Annotated in this window: 18 protein-coding genes, 1 tRNA gene and 1 pseudogene; 2 read left to right on the forward strand and 18 right to left on the reverse strand. The window is 64.7% G+C overall.

Annotated elements, in window-relative coordinates; all coding sequences use genetic code 11:
- Positions 1-246: 246 nt before the first annotated feature.
- From FAZ79_RS10285 to FAZ79_RS10345, 13 genes are all read right to left on the reverse strand, one after another.
- Positions 247-322 (reverse strand) — tRNA-Lys (locus FAZ79_RS10285).
- Positions 323-729: 407 nt separating this feature from the next.
- Complete coding sequence (queC, locus tag FAZ79_RS10290) at positions 730-1410, reverse strand: 7-cyano-7-deazaguanine synthase QueC (protein ID WP_136867883.1); 681 nt, start codon at positions 1408-1410, stop codon at positions 730-732.
- A gap of 2 nt (positions 1411-1412) precedes the next feature.
- A complete protein-coding gene (gene queE / locus FAZ79_RS10295) occupies positions 1413-2111 on the reverse strand; it encodes a 7-carboxy-7-deazaguanine synthase QueE (RefSeq protein WP_136867884.1) in 699 nt (232 codons plus the stop codon).
- Positions 2108-3037: a tol-pal system protein YbgF gene (ybgF, locus tag FAZ79_RS10300; protein WP_169303676.1), complete on the reverse strand. Its 930-nt coding sequence runs from the start codon at positions 3035-3037 to the stop codon at positions 2108-2110. The genes queE and ybgF overlap by 4 nt, the downstream gene beginning before the upstream one ends.
- A gap of 43 nt (positions 3038-3080) precedes the next feature.
- On the reverse strand, positions 3081-4382 hold the full coding sequence (gene tolB / locus FAZ79_RS10305) for a Tol-Pal system beta propeller repeat protein TolB (RefSeq protein WP_169303677.1): 1302 nt from the start codon (positions 4380-4382) through the stop codon (positions 3081-3083).
- A gap of 23 nt (positions 4383-4405) precedes the next feature.
- Positions 4406-5455: a cell envelope integrity protein TolA gene (gene tolA / locus FAZ79_RS10310; protein ID WP_136867887.1), complete on the reverse strand. Its 1050-nt coding sequence runs from the start codon at positions 5453-5455 to the stop codon at positions 4406-4408.
- A 3-nt stretch (positions 5456-5458) separates the two neighbouring features.
- A complete protein-coding gene (gene tolR, locus FAZ79_RS10315; protein ID WP_136867888.1) occupies positions 5459-5917 on the reverse strand; it encodes a protein TolR in 459 nt (152 codons plus the stop codon).
- A 3-nt stretch (positions 5918-5920) separates the two neighbouring features.
- Complete coding sequence (gene tolQ / locus FAZ79_RS10320) at positions 5921-6598, reverse strand: protein TolQ (RefSeq protein WP_136867889.1); 678 nt, start codon at positions 6596-6598, stop codon at positions 5921-5923.
- Positions 6595-7005, reverse strand: a complete 411-nt coding sequence (gene ybgC, locus FAZ79_RS10325; RefSeq protein ID WP_136867901.1) for a tol-pal system-associated acyl-CoA thioesterase — start codon at positions 7003-7005, stop codon at positions 6595-6597. The genes tolQ and ybgC overlap by 4 nt, the downstream gene beginning before the upstream one ends.
- A 126-nt stretch (positions 7006-7131) precedes the next feature.
- Complete coding sequence (ruvB, locus tag FAZ79_RS10330; protein ID WP_136867890.1) at positions 7132-8190, reverse strand: Holliday junction branch migration DNA helicase RuvB; 1059 nt, start codon at positions 8188-8190, stop codon at positions 7132-7134.
- Positions 8191-8205: 15 nt separating this feature from the next.
- Positions 8206-8802, reverse strand: coding sequence for a Holliday junction branch migration protein RuvA (ruvA, locus tag FAZ79_RS10335; RefSeq protein ID WP_136867891.1), 597 nt, complete (start codon positions 8800-8802; stop codon positions 8206-8208).
- Positions 8799-9464, reverse strand: a complete 666-nt coding sequence (gene ruvC / locus FAZ79_RS10340; protein ID WP_136867892.1) for a crossover junction endodeoxyribonuclease RuvC — start codon at positions 9462-9464, stop codon at positions 8799-8801. Before ruvC ends, ruvA begins: the two co-directional genes overlap by 4 nt.
- Positions 9457-10197 (reverse strand): YebC/PmpR family DNA-binding transcriptional regulator, encoded by a 741-nt coding sequence (locus FAZ79_RS10345; protein WP_136867893.1) that lies wholly within the window; start codon positions 10195-10197, stop codon positions 9457-9459. The genes ruvC and FAZ79_RS10345 overlap by 8 nt, the downstream gene beginning before the upstream one ends.
- Positions 10198-10459: 262 nt before the next feature.
- Between FAZ79_RS10345 and FAZ79_RS10350 the strand changes: the two genes are divergently transcribed.
- On the forward strand, positions 10460-10759 hold the full coding sequence (locus FAZ79_RS10350; RefSeq protein WP_136867894.1) for a BatC protein: 300 nt from the start codon (positions 10460-10462) through the stop codon (positions 10757-10759).
- Positions 10760-11092: 333 nt separating this feature from the next.
- Positions 11093-11416: a hypothetical protein gene (locus FAZ79_RS10355; RefSeq protein WP_136867895.1), complete on the forward strand. Its 324-nt coding sequence runs from the start codon at positions 11093-11095 to the stop codon at positions 11414-11416.
- A gap of 80 nt (positions 11417-11496) precedes the next feature.
- On the opposite strand, the gene FAZ79_RS10360 is transcribed toward FAZ79_RS10355, so the two are convergent.
- The 5 genes and pseudogenes from FAZ79_RS10360 to FAZ79_RS10380 form a co-directional block, all read right to left on the reverse strand.
- On the reverse strand, positions 11497-12747 hold the full coding sequence (locus FAZ79_RS10360) for a multidrug effflux MFS transporter (RefSeq protein WP_136867896.1): 1251 nt from the start codon (positions 12745-12747) through the stop codon (positions 11497-11499).
- Positions 12748-12757: 10 nt separating this feature from the next.
- Positions 12758-13366, reverse strand: a complete 609-nt coding sequence (locus FAZ79_RS10365; protein ID WP_136867897.1) for an aminodeoxychorismate/anthranilate synthase component II — start codon at positions 13364-13366, stop codon at positions 12758-12760.
- Between the two features lie 403 nt (positions 13367-13769).
- Positions 13770-14678, reverse strand: a complete 909-nt coding sequence (locus FAZ79_RS10370; protein ID WP_169303678.1) for a hypothetical protein — start codon at positions 14676-14678, stop codon at positions 13770-13772.
- Between the two features lie 367 nt (positions 14679-15045).
- Positions 15046-16737, reverse strand: coding sequence for a hypothetical protein (locus tag FAZ79_RS10375; RefSeq protein WP_169303679.1), 1692 nt, complete (start codon positions 16735-16737; stop codon positions 15046-15048).
- A 71-nt stretch (positions 16738-16808) separates the two neighbouring features.
- Positions 16809-16935 (reverse strand): annotated as a pseudogene (locus FAZ79_RS10380) (IS481 family transposase); the annotation flags it as partial.

Here is a 16935-nt window from a genome sequence, read left to right on the forward strand (position 1 = left end):
CCGGGCCAACAAGCACCCACACAAATTATCTCTGCTCTTTCTTAAAGATCTTCACCAACCCGTCCGGTCAGTGTCGGCTCGTCGCCGAAAGGAGCGCGTATCTTACGGCTCCTGTGTCGCCTGTCAACACTTTTTTTGTGTCTCTTGGCGACTTCCCGGCGGGCGTCTGATCAGCCCCTCGTGCCGGAAAGGAGCGCGAATCTTACAGGAAGCATCCGCGCTTTCAACCCCTTTCGGGGAGGAATTTGGTGGGTCGTGTAGGATTCGAACCTACGACCAATTGGTTAAAAGCCAACTGCTCTACCAACTGAGCTAACGACCCCCTGTCGAGGACTGCGCATTATACGCAGCTTGCCGGGGCTGACAACCCCTTTTTTGCAGTTTTTTTACCCGTCCCGGGCGTGCCTGCCTCGGGCATCCTCAACCCATTGATATCGGGATGGCTCACTACGCAAACTCTGCACGAATGCCATACCGCTCTGCGGTGCCTTGAGCCTGGCAGATGCAAGGCGCTCGTCCGCCGCGGAAGGGTTGTTCTCTTTCCAAGGACAACAACGCAGCAGATGCCCGGCTCAAGGCGCGCCCGCCGGGGCTGGGCGAGTCGCCCGTGCTCCGTGTTGCGATGTCTTGACGTGGCACCGGCACGCCGGCGACATTGCGCCTTGATCACCAACGACTCGCCAAGCCAGAGTGGCATGGCATTCGTGCAGAGTTTCCCTGCTTTCAAGGTCAGGCGTAGCGAGTCGGGTCAGTCACGCCGGCATCGCGGAAACCCTGCTGGCGATAATGGCAGGAGTCGCATCGCCCGCAGGCACGCCCCTGCTCGTCCGCGCGGTAGCACGACACGGTCAGCCCGTAGTCCACGCCGAGTGCCTGTCCCGTGCGAATGATCTCCGCCTTGGTCAGATGCAGGAGCGGGGCGTGGATCTCGAATGGATGATCGGCGGCGGTGGCGATATTCGCCAGTTCCTGGAATTTCTCGATGAACGCGGGCCGGCAATCCGGGTAGCCCGAGTAGTCCACCGCGTTCACGCCGATGTAGATACGCGTCGCTTTCAGCAACTCTGCCCAGCCAAGGGCGAATGAGAGAAAGGTCAGGTTGCGCGCGGGAACATAGGTGCTCGGGATGGCTGCCTCGCCCGGCGCGTAGTCGGGCACCGCCTGATCGATGTCGGTGAGCGACGAGCCCGTACCGCCGCCCATGTCGATGCGAATGGTTCGATGCGCGGCCGCGCCCACGGCACGCGCTACCCGGTCAGCGGCCTCGAGCTCGACGCGATGACGCTGGCCGTAGTCGAAACTCAGGGCGTGTACGGCATAGCCGTCGGCGCGCGCCTGCCAGGCCAGCGTGGCCGAGTCGAGCCCACCGGAAAGCAATACCACGGCCGGTGTGTTGGACGACCCACTCACGCTCAGCGCCCCGGCTCGTCGCCCCAGATCAGCTTGTGCAGCTGCATCTGAAAACGGATCTCGAGCCCGGTTTCCAGCACCCAATCGGCCAATTGCGTGGGCGTGATGCCGCCGAACACCGGCGAGAACAGCACGGCGAATCGCTCGGTCAGGTGATGCTCACGCACCCGGGCGACGGCCCAGTCGAAATCTTCCCGCGCCCCGATCACCACCTTGATCTCGTCGTCGGCCTTGAGCACGTCCAGGTTTTCCCAGCGGTTGCGCTCCACCTCGCCGGAACTCGGTGTCTTCAGATCCATGACGACGTGCACCCGCGGGTCGACCGCCGAGACATCCAGCGCACCACTGGTCTCGAGACTGACGACGTGCCCCGCATCGGCGAGTTGCCGTAGGAGATCAACGCACCCCGGCTGGGCGAGCGGCTCCCCGCCGGTAACGCAGACGTGCCGGGTATTCAGCTCGGCCACCCGCGAGAGGATCGCCGCCTGCTCCATGCGCTCCCCGCCGGTGAAGGCGTAGGCCGTGTCGCAGTAAACGCAGCGCAAGGGGCAGCCGGTCAGACGAACGAACACCGTCGGCCAGCCGATATGATCCGACTCGCCCTGCAGGGAGCGGAAGATCTCGGTGATGCGCAGGCTGCGCGTCGCCGCGGGCGCGACCGATTCCAGCGCCTCGGGCCGGTTGACGGACTCCACCGTCATCCGTTGCCCAAGCGCGACAGGCGCTGCTTGGCCAGACCGGCCGCTTGCGAGTCGGGATACTGGTCGAGGATCTCGTTGAACAGGCGACGGGCCGCCTCCTTGTCGCCCCGCTCCTGAGCGACGTAGCCCAGCTTGAGCTTCGCATCCGGAATGCGTGAGCTCTCGGGGAAGCGCTCGATCACCTCGCCGTAGGCCTTGCCGGCCGCGGCGTAATCCTGCTGGACGTAATAGGTCTCGCCCTGCCAGAAAAACGCGCTGGCCGCCCACTCGCCCTGCGGGTTGGCGTCGATCACCTTCTGGAAGGCGTCGATCGCCTGTTCGTACTTCCCGCTCTTGAGGATCTCGAAGGCCTCGTTGTAGAGCGCCTGCTGCTCGGCGGCGCTGGCCCCACCCGTCGCCTGGCCATCCGCCTGGCCACCGGATTCGCTAGCTTCCTGGCCGGAACGATCCGAATCGGACTCATCACCCCCATTGCCATCGACGGCCGCCACGGCCTCGTCGGGCACGTCCTGACCGACCGGGTCGCCCCGGTCGATGGCGGCCGAGGCATCGCTCGAGGCCGTGGACTGCGACGAGCGAGCCGCCTGCTCGACCTCGTCGAGACGACGTTGCTGGCGCTCGATGGTGCGCTCCTGCTCGGAGAGCTGACCGCGCATGCCCTGCACCTGACGCTCGAGCTCGTCGACCCGCTGCATCAGCCGCTGCAGGAGCACCGCCTGCCCGGACTGGCTGCCCGTGTCGGCGACGGTGACGCTGGTCGCCGGCATCGGGGTGGCCTGCGCGTTCGGCGCGGATCCGGCATCGTCTCCTTGCGCTGCCGGCTCATCCGAGCCGCCGCCCCAGTTGAGCCAGCCCGGCGCCTGCTGGGCGGCCGCCGGCAGAGCGGCACCGCCGGCAAACAGGGCGGCGACCAGGGCGGCCGCCAACGGGGTTCGCTTCGTAAAGTGTTTCGTTTGCATCATCTTCGTCTTAGTCATTGAACGGGCCCCAGACCGGATCGCGTACCTTGCCACGATCGTAACTCAGGGTCTGCGGCTCGCCGCCGATGGCCGGGGAAATCTTCAGCACCGAGCCGCTGCCGGATTGCGCGGCATAGACGACCATGGCCCCATTGGGGGCGTAGCTGGGTCGCTCCTCGCCGCCGCCCCGGCTGAGCAGGGTGCGCTCGCCGTCGTCGAGCGACTGCTCGGCAACGAAAAAACCCCGATCATCGCGCACCACCAGCGCCAGGCGCTCGCCATCCGGCGAGACCCGCGGCCCGGCGGCATAGGGGGCATCGAAGGTCAGTCGACGGGCACGGTCGTCGGGACCCGCCTTGCGAAAGACCTGCGGCTGGCCGAAGCGATCCGAGGTGAAGGCCAGCGTGCGATTGTCCGGGTACCAGGTCGGCTCGGTCTCGATCGCGCCGGAGCGGGTCCACTGCGTGGTCCGTCGGGTATCGAGGTCGATGACGTAGATGTCCGGGTTGCCGCCCTTGGACAGGGTGACGGCAATCTTGTCGCCGCGCGGCGACCAGGCCGGCGCGCCGTTGATGCCGGAATAGTCGGTCAGCTGGTAACGCTCGCCGGTGGACAGGTCCTGCACCCAGATGGCCGAGCGATTGCCCTCGAAGGACACGTAGGCCAGTTGCCCACCGTCGGGCGACCAGCTCGGCGACATGACCGGGTACGGCGACTCCAGCACGGTGCGGGGATTGGCGCCGTCCGAGTCCGCGATCTGCAGCGTGTAGGTGCGATCCTTCGGCGTGCCGCGCTCGGTCACGTAAGCCAGACGGGTGGAGAACGCGCCACGCTCCCCGGTCAGCTCCTCGTAGACGATATCGCTGATGCGATGGGCCACGGAACGATCCGCCGAGGCGGTAGCCGTGATCTGGCTGCCGGCCAGGCGCTCACCCGAGCTGACGTCGATCAGGTAGAAGCGGGTGCGCAGCTTGTCCCCGTCGGATTCGACCTGGCCCATGACCAGGTAGCGCGCCTTGCCCGCACGCCAGTCGTCGATGCGCAACTGATCGGGCGAGGCCGGACGCCCCGGCATGGCATCGCGCGCAATCGGCGCGAACAGGCCGGAACGGGCCAGGTCGTCACCGATGATTCGGGCAAGATCATCCACCGCGCCCGGCTGCTCGAACGGCACCACCGCGATCGGCACGCCACTCTCGGTGCCACCGCTGATGTCGATCTCGAGCGCGGCCTGCGCCGGCAGGACGAATGCCAACGCGCCGGCAAGGAGCGTGGCGGCGAGCGAGCGATGAAAAAGGGCCAGTACTGTCATGTGGGTCACCCCGGGTTGACCGGTCATTCCGGCTTGAAGTTGAAACGGAGTTCTTCCTGGAAGATCGAGTCGAGTTCGGGCTTGGGCAGCGGCGAGGCGGCCTCGATCGCCTGCACGACCGAGCGCTCGAACAAGCGGTCGCCATCGCAGCGTTCGACGGTGACGTTGCGCACGCGCCCATCGGAGTCCTGGCGGACGGTGACCGTGCAGGTCCAGCCGATCTGCGCGCCACGCGGCCGTTGCCAGTTATCACGCACCTTGGACTGGATGGCCGCCGCCCACTTGCTAAGGGCGTCGCGCTCGGCGCGCGCCTGCTGCTCGGCGGCCAGTTGATCGCGCAAGGCCTGCTCGCGGGCCTCGCGCTCGGCCTGCTCGCGGGCGGCCTTTTCTTCCGCCTCGCGACGGGCTTTTTCTTCGGCCTCGCGGCGTGCCTTCTCTTCGGCCTCCTTGCGCGCCTGCTCTTCCGCCTCACGGCGGGCCTTTTCCTCGGCCTCCTTGCGCGCCTGCGCCTCCGCCTCGCGGCGGGCCTTTTCCTCGGCTTCCTTGCGCGCCTGCTCCGCTGCCTCCTGGCGGGCCTTCTCTTCGGCCGCGCGCCGCTCGGCCGCCTCTTCGGCTTCCTTGCGAGCCGCCTCGGCCTCCTTCCTGGCCTGCTCGGCCTCTCGACGTGCCTGTTCGCGCGCCGCCTCGACTTCTTGCTGCTGCTTTCTCAACTCCTCGATGCGCTCGGCCTCCTCGGCCGCCTCGCGTTCGCGCTGCTCCCGCAGTTCGGCGAGCTGCTTAGCCCGCGCTTCCTCGGCACGACGGGCCGCGGCAGCCTCCTCGGCCGCCTTTTCGGCCTCGGCCCGCTCGCGCTCCCGGGCCTCGCGCGCCTCGCGCATGCGCTCGGCCTGCTGGTCGATCGCCTCGGAGGACACCGACTCGGCCTCGATGGTCGGCAGTTCGGCCGCCTCGCCGCTGGGCTTGACGGTCTCCGGCTTCCACAGCTCGGAGAACACGATCGCGAGCACCAGCGCGAGGTGCAGCACCACCGCCAGCATCACCGCGCCGGGCATGCGGGTAAGCATTCGCCACATGGCTTACTGCGCCTCCTCGCTGCCGGCCCCGAGGTCGGACGGGTCGGAATCGGTGACCAGGCCGACCTTGGGCGCCCCGCCCTGCTGGGCGGCGACCATGGCGCGCATGACGTTTTCGTAATTCGAGGACCGATCACCTTTTACCAGCACGGGCGTTTCCGGGTCGACCCGGCGGGCAGCGGCCACCAGCTCGGTGACGGTCGCCAGGCTCACCGGCGCATCGGGATTGTCGGCCTGGTTGACGAAGTACTCGCCGTCGCGATTGACGCTGATCAGCAGCGGCGGCTCGTCGGTGTCCTCGAGCGGGCTGGCCGAGGCCTGCGGCGGCTCGACCTCGACGCCCTGCTGCAGCATCGGCGCGGTGACCATGAAGATCACCAGCAACACGAGCATCACGTCGATGTAGGGGACGACGTTGATCTCGGCGACCATCCGCCGTGCCCGTCGCGTGCGACGCGCCATGGCTTACTTGCCCCCCAGCTGTCGCTGCAGCAGCCCCAGGAATTCGTCGACGAAGTTCTCGTAGCGCCCGGCGAGCCAGTCGATCCGCTGCGTGTAGCGGTTGTAGGCAATGACCGCCGGGATGGCGGCGAACAGGCCCATGGCGGTAGCGATCAGCGCCTCGGCGATCGGCGGGGCCACGGCCGCCAGCGTGGCGCTCTGCATGGTGCCGAGGTTCATGAACGCGCTCATGATGCCCCAGACGGTGCCGAACAGGCCGACGTAGGGACTGACCGAACCGACCGTGGCGAGAAACGGCACGCCTTCCTCGAGCTGGTCGAGCTGGCGATGCTCGGCCACGCGCATGGCGCGCTCGACGCCATCGATGATCTGGGCATGCCCCCGATCCTCGGCCTGCCGCAGGCGTTGGAATTCACGGAAGCCCGCCTCGAAGATCGCCTCGTGGCCCTCGCGCGGTCGCGCCTCGCGGGAGATGCGGTCGTAGAACTCGTTGAGGCTGCCACCGGCCCAGAAACTGCTTTCGAACGAACGCACGCCGCTGACAGCCCGCTTGTAGACCCGCGCCTTGTGGAAGATCAGGGCCCAGGAGCCGATGGAGGCCAGCACCAGGATGATCAGGACCAGTTGCACGGGGAGGCTCGCCCCGGTAATCAGCTCGACGACGGACGGATCGGCATTCACGCGAAGGACTCCAGGATCGACTCGGGTATGGGTTTGGGACGAAAGGTCCGCGCATCCACGCAGACCACGCGCACGGACACCCCACACAGGACCGCAGAATCGGCGGAATGTTCCACGCGCTGGGTGAACTCGATGGCCGCCGCGCGCAGGCGCGCCACCTCACAGGTGACGTCGAGCGAATCATTAAATCGTGCCGGTCGGCGATATTCAAGCGAGGCCCGGGCCACCACGAACAGCACATGGTACTGGTCGCGCAGCACGTCCTGCTCCCACCCGCGCGAACGCAACCATTCGGTGCGGGCGCGCTCGCAGAAGTTGAGGTAACGGGCGTGATAGACCACCCCGCCGGCATCCGTGTCCTCGTAGTACACACGCACCGGCCAACGAAAAACATCGCGGCTCGACAAACCTGCTGCGCCACCCGATTGCGGCGTCGCGTGCTCGTTCGCTCCTCGCCTATCCGATCGATATGTCTCGTCGCTCACTGCGCGGCTCCTTGCACTCGGGCGGCTCGCGACGGTTTGTCGAGCCGCTTAAACACCATCGTCGGAAGAAACCCCAGCCGGCGGATCGGCCGACTCGTCCTGCCAGCGCTCGGGCGGGCGGTAACCGAAGTGTGACCAAGTCTGGCGCGTGGCCATCCGCCCGCGTGGCGTGCGGATAAGAAAGCCCTGCTGGATCAGGTAGGGCTCGAGCACGTCCTCGATGGTGTCGCGCGACTCACCGATCGCCGCGGCCAGGTTGTCCAGCCCCACCGGACCGCCGTCGAATTTTTCGAGCAGGGTCTCGAGCAGGCGGCGATCCTGGTGATCGAAGCCACGCTTGTCGACCTTGAGCATGTCGAGCGCGGCATTGGCGATGCCCCGGTCCACCCGGCCGCCGCCCTTGACGTCGGCGTAGTCGCGCACGCGGCGCAGCAGGCGGTTGGCGATCCGCGGGGTGCCCCGCGAGCGGGCGGCGATCTCGCGCGCGCCCTCGGCATCCATCTCGAGCTGGGTCAGTCGTGCCGAACGCTCGACGATGTGGACCAGGTGATCCACCTCGTAGAACTCCAGGCGCTGGATGATGCCGAAGCGGTCGCGCAGCGGGTTGGTCAGCATGCCGGCGCGGGTGGTCGCGCCCACCAGGGTGAACGGCGGCAGGTCGAGCTTGATCGAGCGGGCGGCCGGGCCTTCGCCGATCATGATGTCGATCTGGTAATCCTCCATCGCCGGGTAGAGGATCTCCTCGACCACCGAGGACAGGCGATGGATTTCGTCGATGAACAGCACGTCGCCCGGCTCGAGGTTGGTCAGCAGCGCGGCGAGATCGCCCGGGCGCTCGAGCACCGGGCCGGAGGTCTGCTTGAGGCTCACGCCCATCTCGTTGGCGATGATGTGCGCGAGCGTGGTCTTGCCCAGCCCCGGCGGGCCGAAGATCAGGACGTGATCGAGCGGCTCGCCGCGATTGCGCGCCGCGGGCACGAAGATTTCCATCTGCTCGACCACCGCCGGCTGGCCGATGTAGTCGGCGAGCCGACGCGGGCGCAGCGCCCGCTCGAGGGCTTCCTCGTCGGGGCGATGTTCGGAGCTGACGAAGCGGGCGTCTTCCATTCCCTCACTCATGGCTTACTTGACCGTCTGCCGCAGGGCCAGGCGTATCAGCGATTCGGCGTTGTCCGCACCTTCCTTCTCGGCCCGGGCGATCATCCGGCCGGCCTCGGCGGGCTTGTAGCCGAGCGCCTCGAGCGCGCTCAAGGCCTCGTCGCGCGGCGTGTCGACCGCCGGCTCACCGCCGGCCACCATCGGCGCGCCCCCGCCCGGCTGCTTGTCGAGCCGGTCGCGCATCTCGATGATCAGCCGTTCGGCGGTCTTCTTGCCAATGCCCGGCACCTTGGTCAGCGCGGTGACATCGTCGCTCATCACGCAGTCGCGGAACTGCGCCTCGGACATGCCCGAGAGCACCGCGACGGCCATGCGCGGACCGATGCCCGAGACCTTGATCAGGGCACGAAACAGGTCGCGCTCGCGGACCGTGGCAAAGCCGTAGAGCAGCTGGGCGTCCTCGCGCACCACCAGGTGGGTGTGCAGGACGACGTCGTCCTGTCCCTGGGTGGCAAAGAACGTCGACATGGGCGCCTCGACCTCGTAGCCGATGCCGTGCACGTCCACGAGCAGGAACGGCGGCTTGCGGGCGAGCACCCGTCCGGCCAAACGACCAATCATTTCCTTCCTCCAGCCTTGCCCGCCGCGCGGGCCATGAGTGTCGCGGCGTCCATGTCGCGCCAGCCGCGCGAGTCGCTGCGACGGCGGTAGCGGCGCTGGGACGCCTCGCGCAGGATCTCGCGCGCCTCGCTGTTCGGCCCGCTGCCGGCCACCGCCGAGAAGGCGTTGCTACGGTAGCAGTGACACAGGGCCACGGCTGCCGCGTCCGCGCCGTCGGCCGAGGGCAACTCGTCCAGGCCGGCCAACCGCTGGATCATGTGCGCCACCTGGGCCTTGTCGGCCCGGCCGCTGCCGACCACGGCCTGCTTGACCGTCGCCGGCATGTATTCCTCGACCGCCAGCCCGTGACGCACCACGGCCGCCAGCGCCGCGCCACGCGCCTGGGCGAGCTTGAGCGAGGACGACTCGCTGCGGTACATGAAGATCTGCTCGATGGCGCACTCGGTCGGCTCGTGGGTCTCGATCCATTCGGAGACCACATCGAAAACGCCGCCCATGCGGGCGGCAAAGTCACCGTGAGACTGCAGGGAATGGCTCGACAGCTCGAGGCAACGGGCCCGCCCGCCGGCGAACTCGATTACCGCCAGCCCGAGCACGCGCGAGCCGGGGTCGATGCCGAGCACCCGCCGCGTGGAGCGATTCCCTGCCGGCGACTCAGGCATAGGCCGCTTCCGGGATCTCGCCGTTGTGGTAGACCTCCTGCACGTCGTCCAAGTCCTCAAGCATGTCGATCAGCTTGACCACCTTCTCGGCGTTCTCGCCCTCGACCGGCGCGCTGGTCGAGGCCCGCATGGTGACCTCGCTCTCCTCGGGGGGGAGGCCGGCGTCGATCATGGCCTGCTTGACGTCGCTGTACGTCTCCGGCGTGGTGGTGACCTCGATCGCGTTGTCGTCGAACACCTCGATGTCCTCGGCACCGGCCTCCATCGCCGCCTCCATGACCGGATCCTCGTCGCTGCCCGGCGGGTAGTAGAGCACGCCGAGTCGGGAGAACAGGAAGGAGACCGAGCCGTCGGTGCCGAGGTTGCCGCCGTTCTTCGAGAAGGCGTGGCGCACATCGGCCACCGTGCGGGTGTTGTTGTCGGTCATGCCGGTCACGTAGACGGCCACGCCGCCCGGGCCGTAGCCCTCGAAGGTGACCTCGACGAAATCCTGCCCTTCCAAGTCACCGGCGCCGCGTTTGGCGGCACGCTCGATGGTGTCCTTGGGCATGTTTGCGCCCAGGGCCTTGTCCCAGGCCAGGCGCAGGCGCGGGTTGGCCGAGGGGTCGGCGTTGCCACCGGTGCGCGCCGCGACCGTGATCTCACGGATGATCTTGGTCCAGAGCTTGCCGCGCTTCTTGTCCTGCGCGGCCTTGCGATGCTTGATGTTCGCCCACTTGCTGTGACCGGCCATTCTCCACCTTTGCTGTTACTGGCCGGACCCGCCGGAAAACCCCGCACGAGTCCAGCTCACCAGTTGACTGACACGATGCCGGGGATTCTATCACTGCCCGCCGGCATGCCGAGGAACCCGCAGGCCAGGAGGCAGTTGCAAAAAGGCGGACGCGCCAGGAACTCTCGCCACGACCGGAGGACACAGAACCAGCGAGCGAATACCCCGCTCGCGGCTCGGCAAGATGCCGGGACATCCACGAACAACCTGAAAAGGTGTTGTTATGAAACTCGAAGCCAAAACCATCGCTACCCTGATCAGCAGCACGGCATTGGCAACGATGATCGGCATGGGCAGCGCCCATGCCCAAAGCTCGGGCCAAGACGGCGCCGCCGACCCGGCGCAGCCGCAAGGCGACATCCAAGGTGATGCGCAGGGCGGTGTCCAAGGCGGCGCGCAAGGTGGCGGCGCTGGTGTCGGTGCCGAGGGCGGCGTCCAAGGCGGCGCGCAAGCCGGCGACCAGGAAGGCACGCAAGGCAGTGTCGGGGGCGGTGCCCGGGGGGGGCGCTGGGGGTGGCGCTGACGGCACAGCCCCGCCACCGACTGCCGGCGACGAGGACGACGAAGAGGAGAACGGCGGCATCGGCATGTAACCCACCGCCCGGAGGCGGCACGCTCGCCCCCAAAGCAAGGACAAAACGCCCGGCCGGTCGCCGGGCGTTTTTGTTTGCGGCGACGTAGAGGAAGCCGAGGAACATGGCGCCACCCGTCGAGCCCTCGGCCTGCCCCTCCCTCAACAGAACGACGTGTCAGGAACTCTCACTACGCTCGACGGCCAAATCACGACTGGGCGATGCATTCGCCCGTTGATCGGCAACACGTCGATCATCCCGTTAATGCAAAGGGAGGACGTCTTATGAAATTCGAAGCGAAAACGATTGCGACCCTTGTGAGTAGCACGGCACTGGCGATGGCCATCGGCATGGGATCCGCGCACGCCGAAGGCACCGACATGCAATCTCACGAATCAGGGGACGGCCCGACCATGCCCGAACACCCCGAAGGCAAGGGTGCAGCGCCCAGCACTGGCATGGGCGGGGCGCTTCGGGACGAAGACGTGCAAGGTCACGACACCTCAAAGCCTGCCGGGGTTGACGGGGAACAATCTGATCAGCCTGAGGACAAGGGCGATGGAAGCATGGGCCACGATGACGCGGGAACGAATGGCGGGGGCATGTAACCCGCACCGAGCTGAGTCAGGCCACCTCGCCTGACGGTCGCTTGAGAATGCCCGGCCTCCTCGCCGGGCGTTTTTTTACATCACGCCTTGGCATCGGCCGAACGCCACCAGAGCAGCCACAACCCCAGCGCGGTGGCATACAGGCAGGCCATTCCGACTGCCAGGGCGACCAGCGAATCCGCCAACCACGCCACCATCACCCCGGACACCAACCCGGCGAAGGCCATCTGCGTCGCCCCTTGCAACGCCGAGGCCAGGCCGCGCTGGGCGGGCCAGTAGTCCAGCGCGGTGATGTTGAGCGCCGGCATGGTGGTCGCCATGCCCATCACGTAGAGCGTGATCGGCGTGACCGTCAGCCAGACGCCGTGGGTCACGTCCGGCGGCTGCGCCCAGGCCTGGATCAGGTTGTAGATCACGGCCAACCCGGTCAACGCAAGACCGAGCGCCATGGTGGCGGTCATGCTCAATCGCCCGGCGAGCCAACGGGTCAGCCGGCTACCCAGGATCAGCCCGGCGACCAGCGGCACGAAGAATTTCCAGAAATCGGTCTCGGACTGGCCGAGATGATCGATCAGGATCACCGGGGCGGCGGCGACGTACAGGAACATGCCGCCGAACAGCAGCGCGAACACCACGATCAGCTGCATGTAGCGTGGATGGGACAGCGCCCGGGCATAGCTCTTGAAGACAAAGCGCGCGGCGAACGACTGGCGCGCCTCGGGGGCGACGGTTTCCGGCAGCAGCCGCCAGATCGCGATCACCAGCAATAGCGAGAACCCCAGCAGAAACCAGAACACCGAGCGCCAGCCGAACCATTCGTGCAACCAGCCGCCGATAATGGGCGCGGCGGCCGGGGCGGCGGCAAAAATCAGCATCACGTTGGCCATCACCCGCTGGGCGTCGGCACCGGCGAACAGGTCGCGCACCAGTGCCCGGCCGATCACCACGCCCGCCCCGGCCGCCAGTCCCTGCCCGATCCGGGCGGCGATCAACTGGCCGATGCTCTGCGAGAGCGCGGCGAAGATGGTCATCAGCGCATAGGCCAGCAGGGCGAGCAGGATCACACGCTTGCGGCCGAAGCTGTCGGACGCCGGCCCGTAGAACAGCATCATCGAACCGAAGCCGAGCAGGTAGAGCGATAGGGTCTGCTGGATGGCCGCCTGCCCCACGCCGAACTCGCCGGCAATGGCGTGGAAGGACGGCAGGTAGGCATCGACGGTGAACGGCGCGAGCATCAACAGCCCGGCGATCACCAGGATCAGGACGACGGCGCGACGCCCGCTCGGGGCGTCACCGGCATCACGGGATGGGTCTTCGCCCGACGCGTTCACGCCGGACCGATCACGCCGGCACCGCGTCGCGCATACCGGAGTGGTAGCGCAGGAAGCTCTTGAGTTGCTGGTGACCGTGCTGGGTGAGGATAGACTCGGGGTGGAACTGCACGCCCTCAATCGCGTACTCGCGGTGACGGAACCCCATCACCTCGTCGACCGAACCGTCCTCGTTCTGTGTCCAGGCGGTGACCTCGAGCACCTCGGGGATGCTGTCGCGGGCGACCACCAGCGAGTGGTAGCGCGTCGCCTCGAAGGGGTTGGGCAGGCCTTCGAAGACGCCCTCGCCCGTGTGGTAGACCGGCGAGACCTTCCCGTGCATCACCTCGCGGGCCCGCACCACCTTGCCGCCGAACACCTGGCCGATCGCCTGGTGCCCGAGGCAGACCCCCAGAATGGGCAGCTTGCCGGCGAAGTGACGGATCACCTCGAGCGAGATGCCGGCCTGGTCGGGATCGCAGGGCCCCGGGGAGACCACGATGTGGGTCGGTCCGCGCGCCTCGATCTCCTCGATGGTGACCTGGTCGTTGCGCGCCACCCAGACCTCTTCACCCAGCTCGCCCAGGTACTGGACCAGGTTGTAGGTAAACGAATCGTAGTTGTCGAGCATCAGGACCACTTTGGCGCATCCTATTGATTTATAAGGGTTTTTAAAGCAAGCAATTTTCGTGCCTTAGAAGTTTATGAGTCCCGTTGGTCAAAAAAATTGCTCGCAAGCCGTTCATACGGGCGTTTAGCGCGTGACTCACAGTCCAATAGTACATCGGAACACCAATGTCCCGCACACCTGCACGAACCACACGACTCCCGACTGTTCGCCGGGAGGGACGACGCATCATGACAATGTAAAAACAACGTCTTGATCGTCCCAAGCAACGGCTTCGAGGGGCATTGCGGACAACCGGAACGCTCACGTAAACTTTGGACTAAAGCCCCCGGCAGTAAGCCTCACTTCATGAATCCAAGTGAAGCCGAACCCTGGGGCTTTTTATCGTGAGGCGAAGCGCGCGGGCGCAGCGGCGTCACACCAACGATCGTATTCTCTGCTCGCCAAGCTCAATGAGCTCATCGATAGACAGCGGGGAGCCAGCTTGCCTGACGCGCCGACTTTCCTCCCCAGCCTCCTCAAGCAGCTCTATCAGCAACGCTGCAATATCCTTAGCTTTAGAAGCGCCCCACCAACCAACCAGAGCGGCACGCAGCTCCCTCTCAGGATCGCCTCTACTCGAAACAGAGAACAGGAGCCGGACCAAAATTCGCAACCTTTCATCGAAGCTGGCGAACAACAGCCGGTCTGGCGCATCCCCGGCACCATTCACCCTCTGAACCATGTCACTGAGGTGCGTCAGATCCCAGGCTGCGTTACGAACGCCATCGATCGCCTTGTCCCTGTTAGGCGAGTGAAGTTGCTTGAAAAGCCCTTTTCGGGGCGGGGAGCGTGGGGCGAAGTAAATCGAGGCGAGCAAAGCCGCTGGTCCAGCGATCATGAAATCATCGCGCATCCAAGTCAGCAAAGCGCGCATGCGCTCCAAATTTGAGGCATCTGACAGCTCAAGCTCAGCAATCTTCAGCGCTGCAATGTAGTTCCGTCGCCAGCGGCGCAGAGGAAAGGCTAGATCGTGAGAACTAGGGGAGCTACTCAGCTCCACCGCATCAAGCGCATCCCTGTCTCCAAAAACAAGATCCAGCCATTGGTAGGGATTTGCGTTATCCGCTTCTCGGAATCTAGCCAGCTCGGCGTTGGCAGCGGCGTTGCCTTGATTGTGTGCAAGCTCATGAAACGCGATCGATGGCTCGATCTGAATATCCAAGAAGTGACAAAAGGCCTTTATTCCCGCGACCTTCCTCAGCATAGGGCCCATTGGCTGACCTGCCGCGATCTGGGCCATCCGAGACACGATATTCCTATCGGGGAGGAGAATGGTCTGCACGCCCTCCATCACATGCTGATATATGAAGGCGTCAGGACAGCAAAGCCCAGAAGCAGGCGGAAAATAGCCCGGAACGAACACCCTTTCCGCCTCTAACATTGCCCCGAGAGCGCTCAGCTCCCTGTAGGGGAAGCCTGGTGGCAGCTCGATGGCTCGTTCTTCATGGCCCAGCTGAAACTCATCCGGGCCAAAAACGAGAACAACACGATTTGGGCTACTAGGTCGTGCAAACACACCGCACACTCAAAGCTCTAACGCCTGGCATAGCTTCCACTCAACCGCTGCCGCCAAAGCCTATTAAGGTCAAACCTAAGCGAGAGCCCCGCCGTTGACTGCACTGATTCACCTTGCATGCACCCTCTGCGCTCTAAAGACCATGCTGCCGTGCGTATTCATACAAACGCCTAAACCGATGATCCTCTCGCAAGCTTGGACTGGCCCCTTCGATGGCGATCAAACACGCCCCAAGCTTCCGGGCTCCCCAAGGCTGATCAACAATGATCCTGTCGAGAAATGACAGAGCGGCCTCTGGAAACCGAGAGGCCAAACCCGACTTCTCCAAGTCCCGCACCACGAACTCAGGATGCTCAACCCGACTGAGCCAGGAATCCACCTCGGCCCTTGCTGCCGGGAATTCTCCAGACGAAGCCACGCAAAGTCGCGAAAACGACTCGGCTATGTTGCTCGAGGCCAACTCTCGGGATTTCGGCCAAACCTTCTGAAGGAAAGGCAAAACTCTATTTCGCCAGTATTCTTCGCTCTGGTCACCTGCTCCAACGAGCGCTTGCGCCAACGCTTTCGCGACATCCTCCAACCCCTCTTGAGGCAAGCATCCAATGGCGTCCCGCAACTCCTTGTCGGAGTAGCCCTCCACCGAACCCAAAGCAACATAAGTAAGAAACGTTGCAAACTGCCTCTTATGCTCACCCAATTCCTCAAAGTGAGTGGCGGTCAGCAATAGCTGCTCCTTAAACTCGATGACAAGGGGGAGGTATAACCGCGGTGACCAAAGAAAACCTTCCCATGCCGCCCTTGCTTCAGCGACGTCATGGCCCCAATCGAAGAGGGGCAACAGGGAAGACCTAGTCCAATCACGATCTACTCGGTACAGAGCGATCAAACGTGAAGCTAAAAGAACCCGCCCATGACGATATCTATCCACACGATCATCACAGACCTGGCTAAACATCGCCCTTAGCTCATCAGGCAGCCCGTCGCCGTCTTTGGGGCTTCTCCTGAACCAGTAGGCCAGCAAAGCCTGAACCACATGGCCAATAGGATGGTTGATCGCATCCATGACAGGGGAGCTAGACATCTCACCATCAATGCGAATACCACTATCTGCGTCGAGGGGAAGGTCCAGTATTCGCTGACCCACGCCAATCAAGGTTTGCTCATGTCTCTCGGTTGACTCCGCAGCCACCTTGATCCAATTAGTGATGCTGCGAGCATTCTCCTGCAATACGAAGTCAGGCATTGTCAACACGAACGGGGCGGCATAACGCCACGATCTTTTTACCTGAACCGGACCGCTGCTCCACGCCTGGAAGGCCTCACGCCAGCGAACTAGTGGCCAAACATCTTCTTCGGCCAAATCGCACAGCGCCAAGAAGCTGCGGCAAAAATGCTTGCGGCATTTCCTCCACCAATCATCCTCATGAAGCGGATGATCGGTTTGCGGCTTTTCCTTCAGCCAAGCAGCAAGCTCGTCCCGATTTCGCGGGGCGATATCGACAACACGGTTTGCATCGAAATCTGGGTCACCGGTTCCGCTCATCCAATGAAGAAATTCTTCTCTTTGATGCGGTGACATCTGCAATTCAGGATATTCGTCCTGCAAACAGGACAAGCGGACAGCAGACTCCTCACCTAGCCTCGCGCCACCCTCCTGTAGCTTGGCCAGACGCAACCAGACCGCGCGATCCACTAAAGCCTGCCAGTCTCCAGAATTTAGGTCCGGCGAATACATCCGTCTTGGTGGGCCACCAAGTATCAAACGTTCAAGCCTAAGCTGAACGTCAGGGGCCAAATCCGCACCTTGGAGCACAAGGAGCCGCATGGTTTCCCTATGCGTGTGGGGGGACCAAAACCACCACGCACCATCGGACGCTAGCCAATCGACCCAGTTCTCTAGGTGTGGAGTCTCATGAGGTTGTCCTCGGGTAACCCAAGGACGCTGATGGGCGGTTTATGGTCAAGGCTGCCATGTTGCCGGTGCCAATTGTAGTCATGCAGCCATCTGGGTAAGTGCTGAGCA

The organism is Guyparkeria sp. SB14A (genome assembly GCF_005096345.1).
In the GTDB taxonomy this organism is placed as follows: domain Bacteria; phylum Pseudomonadota; class Gammaproteobacteria; order Halothiobacillales; family Halothiobacillaceae; genus Guyparkeria; species Guyparkeria hydrothermalis.